This is a genomic window from Nocardioides sp. BE266 (assembly GCF_031457855.1).
In the GTDB taxonomy this organism is placed as follows: Bacteria; Actinomycetota; Actinomycetes; order Propionibacteriales; family Nocardioidaceae; genus Nocardioides.
This window is the reverse complement of sequence record NZ_JAURTI010000003.1, coordinates 269,702-286,143: the sequence shown is the minus strand read 5'-3', so window position 1 is coordinate 286,143 and position 16,442 is coordinate 269,702. Positions and strand designations below refer to the sequence as shown.

General features: G+C 72.0%; 15 protein-coding genes and 1 pseudogene. 12 read left to right on the top strand and 4 right to left on the bottom strand.

Annotated elements, in window-relative coordinates:
- Window positions 1-7: 7 nt before the first annotated feature.
- Window positions 8-1,585: pseudogene (locus J2X46_RS09965) on the bottom strand (MFS transporter).
- Window positions 1,586-1,774: 189 nt separating this feature from the next.
- On the opposite strand from J2X46_RS09965, the gene J2X46_RS09960 reads away from it, so the two are divergent.
- Genes J2X46_RS09960 through J2X46_RS09935 form a run of 6 tightly spaced genes read left to right on the top strand, consistent with a single transcriptional unit; the run spans window position 1,775 to window position 6,103 of the window.
- Window positions 1,775-2,467: a hypothetical protein gene (locus J2X46_RS09960; RefSeq protein WP_310249700.1), complete on the top strand. Its 693-nt coding sequence runs from the start codon at window positions 1,775-1,777 to the stop codon at window positions 2,465-2,467.
- A 23-nt stretch (window positions 2,468-2,490) separates the two neighbouring features.
- Window positions 2,491-3,330, top strand: a complete 840-nt coding sequence (locus J2X46_RS09955) for a hypothetical protein (RefSeq protein WP_310249699.1) — start codon at window positions 2,491-2,493, stop codon at window positions 3,328-3,330.
- On the top strand, window positions 3,327-3,926 hold the full coding sequence (locus J2X46_RS09950; RefSeq protein ID WP_310249698.1) for an RNA polymerase sigma factor: 600 nt from the start codon (window positions 3,327-3,329) through the stop codon (window positions 3,924-3,926). The genes J2X46_RS09955 and J2X46_RS09950 overlap by 4 nt, the downstream gene beginning before the upstream one ends.
- Window positions 3,927-3,984: 58 nt before the next feature.
- Window positions 3,985-4,620, top strand: coding sequence for a nitroreductase family protein (locus J2X46_RS09945; RefSeq protein WP_310249697.1), 636 nt, complete (start codon window positions 3,985-3,987; stop codon window positions 4,618-4,620).
- A complete protein-coding gene (locus J2X46_RS09940) occupies window positions 4,617-5,093 on the top strand; it encodes a glutathione peroxidase (RefSeq protein WP_310249696.1) in 477 nt (158 codons plus the stop codon). Before J2X46_RS09945 ends, J2X46_RS09940 begins: the two co-directional genes overlap by 4 nt.
- Window positions 5,093-6,103 (top strand): hypothetical protein, encoded by a 1,011-nt coding sequence (locus J2X46_RS09935; RefSeq protein ID WP_310249695.1) that lies wholly within the window; start codon window positions 5,093-5,095, stop codon window positions 6,101-6,103. Before J2X46_RS09940 ends, J2X46_RS09935 begins: the two co-directional genes overlap by 1 nt.
- Before the next feature lie 3 nt (window positions 6,104-6,106).
- Here the strand turns inward: J2X46_RS09935 and J2X46_RS09930 are convergent, their stop codons facing one another.
- The gene (locus J2X46_RS09930; protein WP_310249694.1) at window positions 6,107-6,388 is read right to left on the bottom strand and encodes a GNAT family N-acetyltransferase; all 282 of its coding nucleotides are present in this window, start codon (window positions 6,386-6,388) and stop codon (window positions 6,107-6,109) included.
- Between the two features lie 61 nt (window positions 6,389-6,449).
- Here J2X46_RS09930 and J2X46_RS09925 point away from each other — a divergent pair, with 61 nt between their 5' ends.
- Window positions 6,450-7,829, top strand: a complete 1,380-nt coding sequence (locus J2X46_RS09925; RefSeq protein ID WP_310249692.1) for an NAD-dependent malic enzyme — start codon at window positions 6,450-6,452, stop codon at window positions 7,827-7,829.
- 172 nt (window positions 7,830-8,001) lie between these two features.
- On the opposite strand, the gene J2X46_RS09920 is transcribed toward J2X46_RS09925, so the two are convergent.
- The gene (locus J2X46_RS09920) at window positions 8,002-10,098 is read right to left on the bottom strand and encodes an MMPL family transporter (RefSeq protein ID WP_310249691.1); all 2,097 of its coding nucleotides are present in this window, start codon (window positions 10,096-10,098) and stop codon (window positions 8,002-8,004) included.
- A gap of 102 nt (window positions 10,099-10,200) precedes the next feature.
- Here J2X46_RS09920 and J2X46_RS09915 point away from each other — a divergent pair, with 102 nt between their 5' ends.
- Entirely contained in the window at window positions 10,201-10,686 is a 486-nt protein-coding gene (locus tag J2X46_RS09915) for a MarR family transcriptional regulator (protein ID WP_310249689.1), read from the top strand.
- A 9-nt stretch (window positions 10,687-10,695) separates the two neighbouring features.
- Here the strand turns inward: J2X46_RS09915 and ppgK are convergent, their stop codons facing one another.
- The gene (ppgK, locus tag J2X46_RS09910; RefSeq protein ID WP_310249687.1) at window positions 10,696-11,451 is read right to left on the bottom strand and encodes a polyphosphate--glucose phosphotransferase; all 756 of its coding nucleotides are present in this window, start codon (window positions 11,449-11,451) and stop codon (window positions 10,696-10,698) included.
- A gap of 164 nt (window positions 11,452-11,615) precedes the next feature.
- Here ppgK and J2X46_RS09905 point away from each other — a divergent pair, with 164 nt between their 5' ends.
- The 4 genes from J2X46_RS09905 (at window position 11,616) to J2X46_RS09890 (ending at window position 16,425) form a co-directional block, all read left to right on the top strand.
- Complete coding sequence (locus J2X46_RS09905; RefSeq protein WP_310249686.1) at window positions 11,616-13,100, top strand: fatty acid desaturase; 1,485 nt, start codon at window positions 11,616-11,618, stop codon at window positions 13,098-13,100.
- Between the two features lie 47 nt (window positions 13,101-13,147).
- Window positions 13,148-13,708 (top strand): TetR family transcriptional regulator, encoded by a 561-nt coding sequence (locus J2X46_RS09900; RefSeq protein WP_310249684.1) that lies wholly within the window; start codon window positions 13,148-13,150, stop codon window positions 13,706-13,708.
- A gap of 89 nt (window positions 13,709-13,797) precedes the next feature.
- Window positions 13,798-15,186 carry an MFS transporter gene (locus tag J2X46_RS09895; protein WP_310249682.1) on the top strand — a complete coding sequence of 463 codons (1,389 nt, stop codon included), beginning with the start codon at window positions 13,798-13,800 and terminating at the stop codon, window positions 15,184-15,186.
- Window positions 15,187-15,195: 9 nt separating this feature from the next.
- Window positions 15,196-16,425, top strand: a complete 1,230-nt coding sequence (locus J2X46_RS09890) for a M15 family metallopeptidase (RefSeq protein WP_310249680.1) — start codon at window positions 15,196-15,198, stop codon at window positions 16,423-16,425.
- Window positions 16,426-16,442: the final 17 nt, after the last annotated feature.

Here is a 16,442-nt window from a genome sequence, read left to right as displayed (position 1 = left end):
GATCAGATCAGGCTGCGGTGCTGCAGAGGAAGGGCTCGTCGTCGGCCACCTCGGGCGCGGCCGGTGCGGCGAGCACGCGGCGGGCGACGACGGCGGTGACCAGGAGGGCGATCCCGCCCAGCACGCCGACCACGTTGTAGGCGTCGGTGAAGGCACCCTGGGCCGCCGCCAGGACCTGGTCGGCCAGGCCGGGCGACTGGGCTGCAGCCGCCGGGGCGGCGCTGACGCCCTCGTTCACGGTCGCTGCGGTCCCGTCCGTGATGCCGTACGGCAGCAGGCCGGGGAGGTTGAAGCGGTAGAGCGCGGCGACCAGCGAGCCCAGCGTGGCCACGCCGAGCGCGATGCCCAGCTCGCCGCACATCTCCATCAGCGAGCCCGCGGAGCCGGCGCGCTCGGGCGGGGTGGCGCCCATGATCAGGTTGATCACCAGCGACATCGGGACGCTGACGCCACCAGCGGCCAGGACCATCGCGGCCAGGTGCAGGCCGAGCGCGTCGCGGTCGAGCAGGCCGAGCAGCAGGAGGCCGAAGCCGGAGATCGCCAGCCCGCCGGTCACCAGGGCGACGGTGTCGAAGCGGCGGTCCAGCCGGGGCGCCATCAGCGTGCCGACCAGCATCACCAGGCTCTGCGGGACCATCCACGCGCCGACCGCGGTCGGGGAGAGCCCGAGCACGCCCTGGAGGTAGAGCGCGGCGGCGAAGGAGACGCCGGCCATCACCACGCCGGTGACCAGGAAGGTGGCCAGGCCGACGGTGAAGCGGCGGTCGGCGAACAGCTTGAGGTCCACCAGCGGGTCGGCCAGGCGGCGCTGGCGGCGTACGAACACGGTGCCGGCGACCAGCGCGACCACGATGCCCACCGCGGCCGCCGCGAAGTGCTCGCCGCGGGCGACCTCCTTGAGGCCGTAGACGCCGGGGATCAGGGTGACCAGCGAGAGCACGACGGAGGCGGCGTCGGGGAGGGAGTGGCTGCCGGCGGCGGGCTTGATGTCGGGCAGCAGGCGCGGGGCGAGGGCGACCATCAGCACCATCACGGGCACGCCCATGAGGAAGGCCGCGCCTCACCAGAAGCGCTCGAGGAGCGCACCGCCGAGGACGGGTCCGACGGTCATCCCGCCCATGAAGCAGGCCATCCAGACGCTGATCGCCTGACCCATCTGCTCGGGCCGGGGGAACATGTGGCGGATCATCGCCATCGTCGAGGGCATGATCGTCGCTCCCGCGACGCCGAGCAGGGCCCGCGACAGGATCAGCATCTCCGCGCTCTGGGAGAAGGCGGCGAGCACGGACACCAGCCCGAACGCGGTGCCGCCGGTGACCAGCAGCTTGCGGGTGCCGATCCGGTCGGCCAGGCCGCCCATCGTGACGAGGAGGCCGGCCAGCAGGAACGAGTAGATGTCGAGGATCCACAGCTGCTGGGTCGCGCTGGCGTGCAGGTCGCGGCTCAGGGACGGCAGGGCGACGTACAGCACGCTCATGTCGATCGAGATCAGGAGCGTCGGGAGGGCGAGGACGCCCAGGCCCACCCACTCGCGCCGGGTGGCGGCGGGTGCGGCGGTGTCGGACGGGTCGAGCGTGGCGGTCATCTCGGATCCTTCGGTCGTGGACGGTCTTCACCCACTCCACGAACGGCCGCGGCGCGATTCGACACCGGTCGCCGAAGAAATCCCGGAAATTCCTTCCTCCGCGTAACGCACCCCGGGCGCCGGGACAGGTACGTAGCGAGGGGCCGCGTCTCGGCGCGCGCCCACCCCAACCCTCACGAAGGAGACCTCGTGAAGCATCTTCGACTCCTGACCACCGCGGCGTTCGTGTCCGCCGTGGCCCTCACCACGGCCGGCGCACCTGCACAGGCGCACGGCGACGGCGGCCGAGGCGACCACACGAGCAGCCACGGCCACGGCGGCCACGGCTCCTCGCACGTGCGTGCCGGCTGGGTGACCGTCACCGAGGAGGCGACCGCGATCCTCGACACCGCCGCCGTCACCATCGAGGGCAGCGACGGCGCCCGCGTCGGCCGCAACCGCGACGACCTGATCGTCATCTCGCTCGGCGGCGGACGCCACCACGACGACTCCGACGACGACTCCGACGACCGCACCAGCCTGCGCGGCAAGGGCGGCTGGGACCGCTCCAGCGACGCCACGATCACGCTGACCTCGGCCGCTGGTACGACGGAGTGGTCGGGCTTCGCCCTCGACAAGTCCGAGGGCGTCATCACCGCCGACGTCGACGGCGTGGAGGACGTGCCGGTGCTGACGCTGGTGAAGACCGACGACGATGACGACGACGATGACGACGCTGGACAGTGGGGCCACCATCGTGGAGGCTCGCGTGGATGGGGCTCGAGCGAGCTCCAGCTGACCCAGGCGTCCTCGGACTCCCTGGACAAGGTCGTGGGCTCCGACGCCTTCGCGGCCGGTGACGCCTTCGCCACCATCGGTGGTGGCGGCGGCTGCCGTCGCTGACCGGAACTGACAGGAACTTCCGCATGAGCCACCCGGAGCACGAGGAGTCGAGGCTGCGCCTCGACCCCCCGGTGCTGGTCCCCGACCGGGCCTTCGTCATGCGGTTGTGCGAGGAGTCGGCCCAGACGCGCCCCCATGGCTGGGCCGACTCCTCCTTTGCCTCCGGACCGGCCGCGGGCGTGGTCGCGTGGCTCGGACCCTGGCGCCCGGCGCTCGCGGCGGCCGCAGCGGCCCTGGTCGTGGCCGGGAGCGCGGTGGTCGCGACCTCGATGACCCGCAGCGCACCCGACCCGGTGCACCCGGGCCCCGCGACACCCGCCACCCCGCTGCCGTCGACTCCCGACGACGACAAGCAGGACCGCTCGACGCCCGAGCGCTCCGAGCAGCCGCGGCACGAGACGCATGGGCCCGACGAGACCGAGGACCCGACGTCCGATGCGACCTCGGCCGAGGACCACACCGCCGACCCGGGCACCGACGACCCCGACTCCGACGTCGGCCAGGCCTGGGGCGGCGACGACCCCGCCGACGACCCGTCCGCCGACGACCCGGACGCGGAGTGGGGCCACGACGGGTGGGACCCCGACCAGGACGGCTGGAACGGTGGCCGGGGCGGCGGGCGTGACGGCACCGGCGAGGGCGGTCGGAACGGCAGCCGTGACGGCGGGCGCCACCACGGCGGTCGCGACAACGGCGACGCGGACCGTGGCGGCTCGGGCGAGCGCGACGCCGACACCCACGACGGCACGCACGACGGGTCCGGCGGGTCCGGCGGGTCCGGCGGGTCCGGCGGGTCGTACGACGACAGCGGCTCCGGCTCGTCCGGGTCCGACGGGGAGAGGGACGGGCCCAGTCCTCCGTGACCGACGACCAGACCGTCTCGGCCGCCAAGGCGGGCGACGCCGACGCCTGGCATGCGCTCTACGTCGCGCATGCCGGCCGTCTGCTGCTCTGGCTCCGGGCCAGGCAGCCGGTCGACTGCGCCGTGTCGGCCGACGACGTGGCCTCCGAGACGTGGCTGGTCGCCGCTCGCCGGGTGCACCACTTCCACGGCACCAGCGACCAGTTCGCGGGCTGGCTCTTCGGCATCGGGCGCAAGGTCTCGGCCAACCAGTCGCGTCGTGGTGCGTTGCGCACGACCGCGACGCTGGACGACGGTGACGTCGAGCCCTCGGGCCTCGGTCCCGCCGACCCGCAGGAGACCGTGACGGGTCTGGCCTGGGTCCGCGCCGAGCTCGGTCGGCTGCCGCGCCGCGAGCGCGACGTCCTGGCGTGCATGGAGGTCATCGGCCTCGACGTCACCGCGACCGCGCAGGCCCTCGGGATGACCAGCGTCGCCGTACGGGTCAGCCGGCACCGTGCGCTCAAGCGGCTCCGCGCGCAGCTGGTCGAGGCGCCGGAGACGGAGCCCCACCGGCCACCCGCACCCACCCCGCGTTACAGCCCCGAGCTCTCCTGACGCCTGTCCGGCGTGGACCAGGCGGTCTGCGTGCCCGCGCCCTCGGCATACTCGCCGGGTGAGTGAGCAAGCCCCCCAGCCCAGCGCCGAAGGCCTCGCCGAGCCGATGCGCTCGCGCTGGAGCGCCAGCGTGTACGACGCCTCGCACCGGCTGAGCGACCAGGAGCTCGAGACGCTCCTGCGGGCCGCGCAGTGGGCGCCGAGCGCCGGCAACAGCCAGCCGTGGGTCCTCTTCGTCTGCGTGCCGGGCACGGTCAACCACGAGCGCCTCGTCGCCCACCTGAGCCGCGGCAACTCCGGCTGGGTGCCGCGCGCCTCGGTCGTCTTCCTCACCGCCGCGCACGTGCGCAGCGGTGAGGAGCCGGACGCGCCGGCCTACAGCGACTACGCGCTCCACGACGTCGGCCAGGCCGCGGCCCACCTCACGCTGCAGGCACGGTCGATGGGCCTGCACGCCCACCAGTTCGCCGGCTTCGACCACGACGCCCTCGCCGACGCGCTCGGCGTACCTGCCACGCACCAGCTGCTCACCGGCATCGCGGTCGGCCTTCCCGGTGACCCGGCGGAGGTCGATGAGCGGACCGCGGCGCGCGACCACCGCGACCGGGTCCGCAAGCCCCTGTCGGCGTGGGCGTTCCGCGGACGGTTCGGGGAGGACCCGGTTCCCGACGGGCTGGCAGACTCGGGCGCATGACCTCTCTCTCCGACTTCTCGGCGGCCGCGATCGACGGCTCGGACACCGACCTCTCCCAGTACGACGGCAAGGTCGTCCTCGTCGTGAACACGGCGTCGCAGTGCGGCTTCACCGGCCAGTACAAGGGCCTCCAGCAGCTCCAGGACACCTACGAGGACCAGGGGCTCGTCGTGCTCGGCTTCCCGTGCGACCAGTTCGGCGGGCAGGAGCCCGGCAACGAGGACGAGATCGCGGAGTTCTGCGAGCGCAACTTCGGCGTGACGTTCCCGCTGTTCTCCAAGGTCGACGTCAACGGCGACGACGCGCACCCGCTCTTCGACTGGCTCAAGGACTCCAAGGGCGGCCTGCTGGGCAGCAAGATCAAGTGGAACTTCACCAAGTTCCTCGTCGGTCGCGACGGGCAGGTCATCGACCGCTACGCGCCGACCACCGAGCCGGAGAAGCTGACCGGCGACATCGAGAAGGCGCTGTGATGCGGGCCGGCGTCCTCGTCGCGACGGCTCTCGTCGCGGCGGTGGCGTCGGTCCCACCAGCCGGGGCGAGTGGTTTCGAGGCTCGCTCCGCTCGCACCTCAACCAGCGAAAGGGCGGCCGGCACGGTCGTCGGCAACGGCACGGCCGCCTCCTGCACCTCGGGCGCGGTCGTGAAGGCCGTCGCCAAGGGCGGCCTCATCACCTTCGCCTGCGGTCCCTCACCGGTCACCATCGCGATGAAGAGGACCGCCAAGGTGGTCAACACCTCGGCGACCGTGACCCTCGACGGTGGCGGCAAGGTCACCCTCAGCGGCCAGGGCCGGCGCCGCATCCTCTACATGAACACCTGCGACCGCGCGCAGGTCTGGACGACCTCGCACTGCAACGACCAGGCCGAGCCCAGGCTGGTCGTGAAGCGGATGCGCTTCATCGCCGGCAACTCGACCGGCGAGACCACGGACGGCGGGGGTGGCGGCGCGATCTTCGTCCGCGGCGGCCGGCTGAAGATCCTCGACTCCACCTTCGCGGGCAACCGCTGCGACCGCACCGGCCCGGACCTCGGCGGCGCGGCGGTGCGGGTGCTCGACCAGTACCGCGACCGCCCGGTCGTCGTGAAGCGCTCGACGTTCACCGGCGGCCGCTGCAGCAACGGATCGGCGCTCAGCAGCATCGGGGTGTCCTGGCACGTCAGCGACTCCACCTTCACGGGCAACAAAGCCGTCGGTCGCGGGGCCAACCCGCAGCGCAACGGCACGCCCGGCGGCGGCTCGGGCGGCGCGATCTACATGGACGGCAACGCCATCCACCTCGTCCTCGACAACACGACGATGACCGGCAACCACGCCCGCGAGGGCGGCGGCGCGATCTTCTTCGTCTCCAACGACCGCACCGGCACGCTGACCATCCGGGGCTCCCGCCTCGAGGACAACCCCAGCGACGGGTTCGAGACGATTCCGGGGATCTTCTTCCTCGGCGCCAGCCGGACGATCACCGACAGCGTGGTGCGCTGAGCCTCACGCCTTGACCAGGTCGGCGTACTCCTCGTGCTTGCGGATGTACGCCGCCACGTAGGGGCACGACGGCACGACGGACAGGCCGCGGGAGCGGGCGTCGTCGAGGGCCGAGCGGGCGAGGGTCGCGGCGTGGCCCTGTCCGGAGTACGCCTCCCCGACCTCGGTGTGGATCATCGTGATGACGCCGTCGGCGAGGGCGTAGTCGATGAAGCCGATGACGTCGTCGCCGGAGGTCAGCTCGTAGCGGCTCCGGCCGGGCGCGTCGGCGAACTTTATGTCCATATCGCAAACCTAGCCCGACATGACTTGCTGGTAACCCCGGCGGCGGGGGAAGGTCATGGTCATGGCAGCAACCGCGTCGTCGTACTCGATCACCATGCGGTTGTACACCGCCCCGGACCACGGCGTCGTCGGTGCCGTCGCGACGGCCATCGCCTCGCAGGGGGGCGTCGTCACCGCGATCGACGTCACCGAGTCGCGCCACGACCGCCTCGTCGTCGACGTGACCTGCTCGGCCGCCGACGCCGAGCACTCGCAGGGCCTGGTCGCCGCGGTCGACGACGTCGACGGCGTGACCGTGCACAAGGTCAGCGACCGCACCTTCCTGCTGCACCTCGGCGGCAAGATTTCGGTCGAGTCGAAGGTGCCGCTGCGCACCCGTGACGACCTGTCGATGGCCTACACGCCCGGCGTCGGCCGCGTGTCGATGGCGATCCACGACAACCCCGACGACGTCCGCAAGCTCACCATCAAGGGCAACTCGGTCGCCGTGGTCACCGACGGCTCCGCCGTGCTCGGGCTGGGCAACATCGGCCCGGGCGCCGCGATGCCGGTGATGGAGGGCAAGGCCGCTCTGTTCAAGCGGTTCGCCGACATCGACGCGTGGCCGATCTGCCTGGCGAGCCAGGACACCGACGAGATCGTCAAGGCCGTCGAGATGATCGCGCCCGGCTTCGGCGGCATCAACCTCGAGGACATCGCCGCCCCGCGCTGCTTCGAGATCGAGAAGCGGCTGCGCGAGTCGCTCGACATCCCGGTCTTCCACGACGACCAGCACGGCACCGCGATCGTCGTGCTCGCCGCGCTGACCAACGCGATGCGCTGCGTGGACAAGAAGCTGACGGACGTGCGGATCGTCGTCTCCGGCGCGGGTGCGGCCGGCACCGCGATCGTCACGCTCCTCCTCGCCGCCGGTGCGCACGACGTGGTCGTCGTCGACCGCGAGGGCGCGCTGTCGGCCGACGACACCACCCTCTCCGCGGCCCACGCCGACCTCGCCGCCGCGACCAACCCACGCCGGGTGACCGGCCCGCTCCGGGAGGTGCTGGTCGGGGCGGACGTCTTCGTCGGCGTCTCCGCGCCCGGCATCCTCGACCCCGAGTGGATCCCGACCATGGCCGAGAAGCCCGTCGTCTTCGCGCTGGCCAACCCCGACCCCGAGGTCGACCCCGCCGAGGCCGGGAAGTACGCCGCCGTCGTCGCGTCGGGCCGCTCCGACTACCCCAACCAGATCAACAACGTGCTGGCCTTCCCCGGCGTCTTCCGCGGCCTCCTCGACGCCGGCGCCTCCCACGTCTCGACCGACATGCTGCTCCGCGCCGCGCAGGCGATCGCCGACACCGTCAGCGAGGAGGAGCTCCACGCCGCCTTCATCATCCCGAGCGTCTTCCACCCCGACGTGACCAAGCGCGTGGCCAACGCGATCAGCGGCCGCGAGGGCTGACTGTCTGGCGCTCGCTCCGCTCGCGCGTGCTCGGCGCCCTTCGAGACGTCGTCTTCCCTCGTCGCTCCCGAGCTGTCTCGCTGCGCTCGTCGCGCTCGCTCGCTCCTCAGTCCAGACGACGTCGGGCGCCGAGCGCGGACGCTGGGGTGGCTGAGGCGATCCGGGGGTCGCCTCAACCGGTGACCTTCCGGGGCCACCAGAACTTCTCGCCGAGGGTCAGCGCGAGGGCGGGCACGAGGACCGTCCGTACGAGGAGGGTGTCGAGCAGCACGCCGACGAAGATGATCGCGCCGAGCTGGGCGAGGACCACGAGCGGCAGCACGCCGAGGACCGCGAAGACGGCGGCGAGCAGGATGCCGGCGCTGGTGATCACGCCGCCGGTGGCCGTCAGGGCGCGCAGCATGCCGGTGCGGGTGCCGTGCTGGCGCGCCTCCTCGCGAGCCCTGGTGACGAGGAAGATGTTGTAGTCCACGCCGAGCGCCACGAGGAACAGGAACGCCAGCAGCGGCACGCCGGTGTCCATCGCGTCGAAGTCGAAGACCGTCCGGAAGAGCCACCACGAGGCGCCCATGCTGGCGGCGTACGTCGCGACGACCGTGGCGACGAGCAGCAGCGGGGCCACGATCGAGCGCAGCAGCAGGAGCAGCGCGCCCAGCACGAGGAGCAGGATCAGCGGCAGGATGACCAGCCGGTCCTGGCCGGCGTAGTCGCCCGCGTCGAGGGACTCCGCGTCACCGCCGCCCACGTGGGTGTCGTCGAAGTCGGCGACTGCGCCGCGGACGTCGGTGACGATCGACGCGGCCGCGTCGCTGCCGGGATCCGCGTCGGGTACGGCGTCGATGCGGGCGATGCCGCCGGCCTCGGTCGTGACCCGGGCCGAGCTCACGCCGTCGACGTCCTCGACCGCGGCCAGCACCTGCTGGGGCTCGGCGCGCGTGACCACGTGGATCGGGTCGCTGGTGCCGGCGGGGAAGGACTGACCGAGTCGCTCGGCCGCGGAGATGGCCTCGGGTCGCTGGAGGAACTGGTCGGCCGGGTCGAGGCCCGTGGTGATGGACAGGGTGCCCGACGCGAGCACGGCGAGGCCGGCGACCGTGCCCACCACGAAGGTGCGCGGGCGCCTGGCCACGGCGTCGCCGACGCGGTGCCACAGCGAGTTGGAGTCGACGAGGACGGTGTCGCCGACGTGCGGGACGCGCGGCCAGAAGACCCACCGCCCGAAGAGCACGAGCGCCGCAGGCAGCACGACGAGTGCGAAGGTCGCCGCGATCACCACGCCCACAGCGCAGGCGACACCGAGGCCGCGCGTCGTCGGGATCGCCGACAGCAGCAGCGTGAGCAGGCCCAGCACGACCGTCGTCGCACTGGAGAGGACCGCCTCGGTCGTGCGGGAGAGGGCGTGCGCCATCGCCTCGTGGCGGGACTCGGTGGTCTTGAGCTCGTCGCGGTAGCGCGAGATCAGCAGCAGCGCGTAGTCGGTGCCGGCGCCGAAGACGAGCACGCTGAGGATGCCGACGGTCGACTCGTCCCAGGCGAGCCCGGTGACCTCGAGGACGTTGGTCGCCACGACGGATGCCAGGCGGTCGGCGACTCCGACGACGGCGAGCGGGACCAGCCACAGGATCGGGCTGCGGTAGGTGATCAGCAGGAGCAGGGCGACGACGCCGGCGGTCGCCAGGAGCAGGTTGGTGTCCGCGCCGTCGAAGACCTGCCCGATGTCGGCCTGGATGCCGGCCGGGCCGGTGACCTGGACCGTGACGCCGTCCGGGGCGTCCGCGCGGAGCTGGTCACGGAGCGACTCGATCTTGTCGATGTTGTCCGTCGCCGACGAGGAGGTCACGGGCACCGCTGCGAAGGCGGCCGTCCCGTCCTCGGCCACCACGACCGGTCCCTGCTGGGCGCCTCCGGAGCCGCCCGATCCTCTGGACTGGCCGCCTGCGCCCTCCGGCTGGGCGCCGCCCTCCTTCTGGAGCAGCTGGACGGCCTGGCCGTTGAGGTCCTCGATCGCGGACTGGTCGAGCTTCCCGGAGTCCGCGGTCCAGAGCACGATGGCGATCTGGCCCTCGTCCTCCGGCAGCTGGTCACCGAGCTCGACGGCGAGGGTGCTGTCCGCGCCCGCCGGGAGCGTGTCCGTCGCCTTCGCGGTGCGGCTGCCCTCCGGCACGAGCACGAGCGCCGCGATGGCGATCAGCAGCGGGACGAGCGCGACGACCCACGCCGTACGACGTCCGGCGGCGAGGCGGGCCGCGCGAGAGGTGGAGGCACTCATGGCTCTGGTCCCTTACGATCTGATGGTTCACCAACTAGATTGCTAACCAAGTTAGCGATTAGTTCCGAGCTCGGCAAGTCTGGGAGGAGGGAGACTCTGCGCATGCCGACCGAGCAGCCGAGCCCTTCCGGCGGTCCACCCGCGGGCTGGGAGGAGACCAGGACCCTCGAGGCCTTGCGCCACCTGGTGCTCGCCGGCGGCCGGGTCAACCACGTCGTGGCGCGCCGGGCCGGCATGAGCCTCACGGAGCTGGCGACCCTCGAGCACCTCACCCGCGAGCAGATCGGCCCGGCCGAGGTCGCGCGGCGGCTGGAGGTGTCCACCGCTGCGGCGACGGGCATCGTCGACCGCCTCGTCTCGCACGGTCACGTCGAGCGGCAGCCGCACCCCGACGACCGTCGTCGTACGCAGCTCGTGCTGACCGAGTCGGGTCGGCGCGAGGTGATCGGTCAGCTGCTGCCGATGTTCGTCGCGCTCGACCGGCTCGACCGCGAGTTCAGCGAGGCGGAGAAGGACGTGGTGGAGCGCTACCTCCGCGCCGCCACCGCAGCCTTCGAGCAGGTGTCCGGTCCGCCGGTGACGGGCTGACCGGCGGGCTCAGTCGTCCTTGCCGGCCTTGCGGTGCGCGACGAGCGCGGCGCCGACGATGCCGGCGCGGTTCTGCAGCGTCGCGGGCACCATCTCGGTCTCGACCTGGATCAGGTGGCCGAAGTTGTCCCACGACTTGCTGACCCCGCCGCCGATCACGAAGAGGTCGGGGGTGAAGAGCCGCTCGAGGTGGCGGAAGTACGTCGTGAGCCGCCCGGCCCACTCCTCCCAGGACAGGCCCTCGCGCTCGCGCGCGCTCGTGGCGGCACGGACCTCGGCCACCTCGCCGTCGATCTCGAGGTGGCCCATCTCGGAGTTGGGCACGAGCTCGCCGTCCCAGATCATCGCCGAGCCGATGCCGGTGCCGAGGGTGATCACCATGACCAGGCCCTTGCGGCCCTTCGCGGCGCCGTACTCCGCCTCGGCGAGACCGGCGGCGTCCGCGTCGTTGACGACGTGGACCTCGCGCCCGAGCGCCTCGGTGAAGATCGCGTCGGCGTCCTCGCCGATCCACGACTTGTCGATGTTGGCCGCTGACAGGACGACGCCGCGTCGCACGATGCCGGGCACTGTCACGCCGACCGGGCTCGACGACTTCGGGAAGCTGTCGACGATCTGCTGGAAGACGCCGGCGACGGCGTGCGGGGTGGCCGGCTTGGGGGTGTCGATCCGGACCCGGTCGTGGGCGAAGTCGCCCTCTTTCAGGTCCACCGGGGCGCCCTTGATGCCGGTGCCGCCGAAGTCGATGCCGAAGGGATGGTGCATGGCCCCAACCTATCGCCAGCGAGGCCGGGGTGTGACGGGGGCAACAGCCGGAGTGAGACGGCGTCGTCGAGGTGATCACCGAGGGCTTGACACAGCGACGCCTCTTGTCAAAGGGCTTTACAGATTCTATGGTCTTGTAAACCCCACGGCAGGAGGTCAGGCAGATGGCCGGCTACCCCACCCACAGTTCCAGCCGACTCGCTCCCAGTGGCACCGTCCCCGACGGCACGGTCGAGCTCTGGAAGGACAAGAAGCGCTACCTGTGGCTGATCGGCCTGGTGGTGCCGAGCTTGGCGTTCGTCGCGTTCGCCGGCTACCTCGCCACCGGCTGGTCGATCTGGTTCTGGGTCGGGCCCATCGTGATCCTCGGCATCGTCCCCTCGATCGACCTGATCGCCGGCCTCGACCGCTCCAACCCGCCCGACGACGTGATCGAGGCGCTGGAGCAGGACCGCTACTACCGCTGGATCACCTACCTCTTCCTCCCGATCCAGTACGTCGGCTTCCTCGGCGCCATGGCGGTCGTCGGCGGGTGGGACGTCTTCGGTGCGCTGGCCGACCAGCCGCTGACCGTCCTCGACAAGATCGGCCTCGCGGTGTCGATCGGCTGCATCGGCGGCATCGGCATCAACACCGCCCACGAGCTCGGCCACAAGAAGGAGGCCAACGAGCGCTGGCTGTCCAAGATCGCGCTGGCGCAGGTCTTCTACGGCCACTTCTACATCGAGCACAACCGCGGCCACCACGTCCGCGTCGCGACGCCCGAGGACCCGGCCAGCGCCCGGCTGGGCGAGAACTTCTACCAGTTCTGGCCGCGCACGGTCGGCGGCTCCCTGAAGTCCGCGTGGCGCCTGGAGAAGCGCCGGCTGGCCCGCCGCAAGCAGAGCCCGTGGCGCCTGGACAACGACGTGCTCAACGCCTGGCTGATGACGATCGTGCTCTGGGCGGCGGTCCTCGCGGCCTTCGGTCTCGAGGTGGCGCCGTACCTCGTGATCCAGGCGGTCGTCGGCTTCTCGCTGCTCGAGGTCGTGAACTTCATGGAGCACTACGGGATGCTGCGCCAGAAGGTGGGCGAGGGCGACCGCCAGCGCTACGAGCGGGTGCTGCCCAGCCACAGCTGGAACTCCAACAACATCGCGACCAACGTGCTGCTCTACCACCTGCAGCGCCACAGCGACCACCACGCCAACCCGACCCGGCGCTACCAGACGCTGCGCGACTTCGAGGAGAGCCCGGTGCTGCCGACGGGCTACGCCGGGATGATCGTGCTCGCCATCGTCCCCGCGGTCTGGCGCCGCGTGATGGACCAGCGCGTCGTCGACCACTTCGGCGGCGACGTGTCGCTGGCCAACATCAGCCCGCGCAAGCGCGAGAAGTACCTGAAGCGCTACGACGTCGCCCCTCCGCTGGTTGAGCAGGGCGAGGAACGAGCCCGTGTCGAAACCGAGGAGCTCACCACCACGGAGGTGCTGGCCGCCCGCTGTCCCGGGTGCGAGTACGTCTACGAGGTGGCCGCGGGCGACGAGCACGAGGGCTTCGCTGCCGGCACCGCCTGGGCGGACATCCCGGCCGACTGGTGCTGCCCCGACTGCGGCGTGCGCGAGAAGGTCGACTTCGTGCCGGTCGAGCCGGAGAGGTCGGTCGCCTGAGCGCCACCGCGACGGCGTGGTCCGGGCCTTTGCCTAGACTCCTTGTCATGGCCGAGACGACCCGAGACCGGATCGTCGCCGCGGCCGTCCACCTCACCACCTCCTCGGGCTGGGCGGCCGTCACCATGGCGCGCCTCGCCGAGGAGGCCGGGGTCAGCCGCCAGACGGTCTACAACGAGGTCGGCTCCAAGCCGGCGCTCGCCGAGACGATGATCCTCGAGGAGCTCGCCCGTTTCCTCGGTGTCGTCGAGCAGGCCTTCGACACCGAGCCCGACGACCTCACCCGGGCCATCGAGCGAGCCGTCTGCGACGTGCTCACCTACGCCCGCGCCAACAAGCTCCTCCACGCGGTCGTCTCCGCGACCCACGGCGCCGACACCGAGCTGCTGCCGCTGCTGACCACCAACGCCGGCTCCCTCCTCGGGGTGGCCAAGGAGGTCGTCAGCGCCCGCGTCGCGCCGTACGCCCCCGGCATCGACGCCGCCCACCTCGAGCCCGCGATCGACATGGTCGTGCGCGTGGTTCTCAGCCACGTCATGCAGCCCTCGTCCTCCCCCGAGCAGACCGGCGCCGACATCGCCTGGCTCGCGGGGAGAGTGCTGGGGTAGCGCTCGCCACGGCCGATGAGTTCCGGCCATTGATCAGCGGTAGTGGGCAGGCCGGCCTACCTGTCGGCAGGTGCGTGCAAGATGAGCCCATGGCAGGGGTGGAGTGGGGTACGCCGACGGGGAGGGGGATCGTGGCCGCCGCGACCCTGGGGTCGGGGCTGACGCTGCTGGACGGCACCGTGGTCAACGTCGCGCTGCGGACGATGGGCACCGACCTCGACGCCTCCCTGTCGCAGCTGCAGTGGATCACCAACGGCTACTTCCTCTCCCTCGCCTCGCTGATCCTGCTCGGCGGCGCGCTGGGTGACCGGCTCGGGCGGCGGCGGATCTTCGTCGTCGGCACGATCTGGTTCGCGCTGGCGTCGCTGCTGTGCGGCATGGCTCCCAACGCCGAGGTGCTGATCGTGGCGCGGGTGCTCCAGGGCATCGGGGGCGCGCTGCTGACGCCCGGCAGCCTGGCGATGATCCAGGGCGCCTTCCGGGCCGAGGACCGCAGCCGGGCCATCGGCGCGTGGTCGGGGCTGGGCGGCATCGCGGCCGCGCTGGGCCCGCTCGTCGGCGGGCTGCTCATCGACCACGCCTCCTGGCGCTGGATCTTCTTCATCAACCTCCCGCTCGCCGCGCTGACCGTCTGGCTGGCGCAGCGCTGGGTGCCGGAGACCCGCGACCCCCGCGCGCACGGCCGGTTCGACCTCGCCGGCGCAGCCCTCGCCTCGCTCGCGCTGGCGGGCACGACGTGGGCGCTGACGGACGCCGGCGGCCCGGCGACGTGGTGGGCCGCAGGCCTCGGCGTCGTGGCCGCGGTGGCCTTCGTCGCCGTGGAGCGCCGGGTCCGCGAGCCGATGGTGCAGCTCGGGCTCTTCTCCGACCGGACCTTCAGCGCGGCCAACGCGATGACCCTGCTCGTCTACGCCGCCCTCGGCGCGATCCTGTTCTTCCTGGTCCTCCAGCTCCAGACCGTCGGCGGCTACAACGCCCTCGAGGCCGGCCTCGCCACCCTCCCGATCACCGCCTGCATGCTCTTCCTCGCGGCCCGCGGCGGTGCCCTCGGCGAGCGCATCGGCCCGCGGATCCCGATGACGTTCGGTCCCGCGGTGATGGCCGTCGGCACCCTCCTGCTGCTCTCGGTGGGACCCGATGTTGCGTGGTGGCGCGACGTCGCGCCCGGGCTCACCGTGTTCGGCCTCGGCCTCGCGCTGATGGTCGCGCCGCTGACCGCGACGGTCCTGGCCGCGGCGCCCGACGAGGTGGCCGGCACCGCGAGCGGCATCAACAACGCCGTGGCCCGCGCGGGCTCCCTGCTCGCGGTCGCCGCCCTGCCGATGGCGGTGGGCCTCGGCGGTGACGACTACCGCGACCCGGGCGTGTTCGATGCGGCGTACGGCTCCGCGATGATCGCGTGCGCCGTGCTGCTCCTGGTGGGCGGCCTGATCTCCTGGCTGACGATTCCGCACCGGCTCCAGACACCCCAGTCCTAGGGTCTCCCCATGCGCGTACGACGACGGGGGACTGTGGCGGCGACGGCTGCCCTCGCCCTCCTGCTCGGCGCGTGCAGCGAGCCGGGGACCTCGACGGATCCCGACCCGACTCCGGCGTCGGAGTCGAGCTCGACCGGGACGCCGTCCAAGGACCCGACCACCGACCCGACCGTCCCGGTCGCCGACCCGGCGCACGCCGTCGACCCGCCCGGCAAGCGCAAGGACCGGCTCTGGAGCGCGGACGTCCTCGTGCAGTGGGACAAGGCCCTCGATGCCGCGACGATCAAGAAGATCGAGAAGCTGAAGGGCGTCGCCCACACCGAGCGGATCGGCCTCGGCCAGGTGTCGCTGGAGAACCGGGTGCTCACCGTGGCGTCGGTCGACCCCGGCGCCTACCGCCTCTTCACCCGTGCCGACGTCGCCGACTTCCAGGAGGCCTGGGACCGCGTCGCCGGCGGCGAGATGGCGACAGACAAGACGATCGGCAAGCGCTTGGCCGACAAGGACGGGATGATCCGGCTCGGCTCGGACGACGCGGCACCCACCCTGCACGTCGGGGCGTACACCCCCCAGATCCCCACCATCGACATGGTCGTCAACACCGCGTGGGCCGACGACATCGAGATGGCCACCGACAACGGCCTGCTGATCTCCACCGACCGCATCTCCCCGGCCTCGATCCGCAAGCCGCTGGAGAAGCTGGTGGGCAAGGACGCCTCGGTGCAGATGCTCGACGTGGCCTCGCGGCTCGGCCTCGACCCCGATGCCCGGCTGACCGCGATCCCGACCGGCGGCACGCTGGGCAGCGTCGTCGGCACCTTCCGCTACCGCGTCATCGGCGGCGGGCGGATCGCGCCGGACCCGGCCTGGGTGGCCGCCAACATCCGCACCGAGGTGGTGCCGATCCTGGGCAGCGTCACCTGCCACAAGGACCTGTTCCCGCAGCTGCGCGCCGCCCTGCTCGAGGTGCAGCAGCTCGGCCTGGCCGACGAGATCCACCCCGGTGAGTACGCAGGCTGCTACTACCCGCGCTTCATCGCCAACACCACGACGCTGTCCAACCACTCCTTCGGCCTCGCCCTCGACCTCAACGTGCCGGGCAACCAGCGCGGCACCGTCGGCGAGATGAGCCGCGCGGTCGTGTCGGTCTTCAAGACCTGGGGCTTCGCCTGGGGCGGCGACTGGCGCTACACCGACCCGATGCACTTCGAGCTGGCCGAGGTGAAGCGCGTCGGCTGAGGCCGGCTTCGCACCCG

Excerpts from the sequence above, each read along its gene's own strand:
- J2X46_RS09955 (WP_310249699.1), top strand. The coding sequence starts at position 2,491 with ATGAGCCACCCGGAGCACGAGGAGTCGAGGCTGCGCCTCGACCCCCCG.
- J2X46_RS09940 (WP_310249696.1), top strand. The coding sequence starts at position 4,617 with ATGACCTCTCTCTCCGACTTCTCGGCGGCCGCGATCGACGGCTCGGAC.
- J2X46_RS09935 (WP_310249695.1), top strand. The coding sequence starts at position 5,093 with ATGCGGGCCGGCGTCCTCGTCGCGACGGCTCTCGTCGCGGCGGTGGCG.
- J2X46_RS09930 (WP_310249694.1), bottom strand. The coding sequence starts at position 6,388 with ATGGACATAAAGTTCGCCGACGCGCCCGGCCGGAGCCGCTACGAGCTG.
- J2X46_RS09925 (WP_310249692.1), top strand. The coding sequence starts at position 6,450 with ATGGCAGCAACCGCGTCGTCGTACTCGATCACCATGCGGTTGTACACC.
- J2X46_RS09920 (WP_310249691.1), bottom strand. The coding sequence starts at position 10,098 with ATGAGTGCCTCCACCTCTCGCGCGGCCCGCCTCGCCGCCGGACGTCGT.
- J2X46_RS09915 (WP_310249689.1), top strand. The coding sequence starts at position 10,201 with ATGCCGACCGAGCAGCCGAGCCCTTCCGGCGGTCCACCCGCGGGCTGG.
- ppgK (WP_310249687.1), bottom strand. The coding sequence starts at position 11,451 with ATGCACCATCCCTTCGGCATCGACTTCGGCGGCACCGGCATCAAGGGC.
- J2X46_RS09905 (WP_310249686.1), top strand. The coding sequence starts at position 11,616 with ATGGCCGGCTACCCCACCCACAGTTCCAGCCGACTCGCTCCCAGTGGC.
- J2X46_RS09900 (WP_310249684.1), top strand. The coding sequence starts at position 13,148 with ATGGCCGAGACGACCCGAGACCGGATCGTCGCCGCGGCCGTCCACCTC.
- J2X46_RS09895 (WP_310249682.1), top strand. The coding sequence starts at position 13,798 with ATGGCAGGGGTGGAGTGGGGTACGCCGACGGGGAGGGGGATCGTGGCC.
- J2X46_RS09890 (WP_310249680.1), top strand. The coding sequence starts at position 15,196 with ATGCGCGTACGACGACGGGGGACTGTGGCGGCGACGGCTGCCCTCGCC.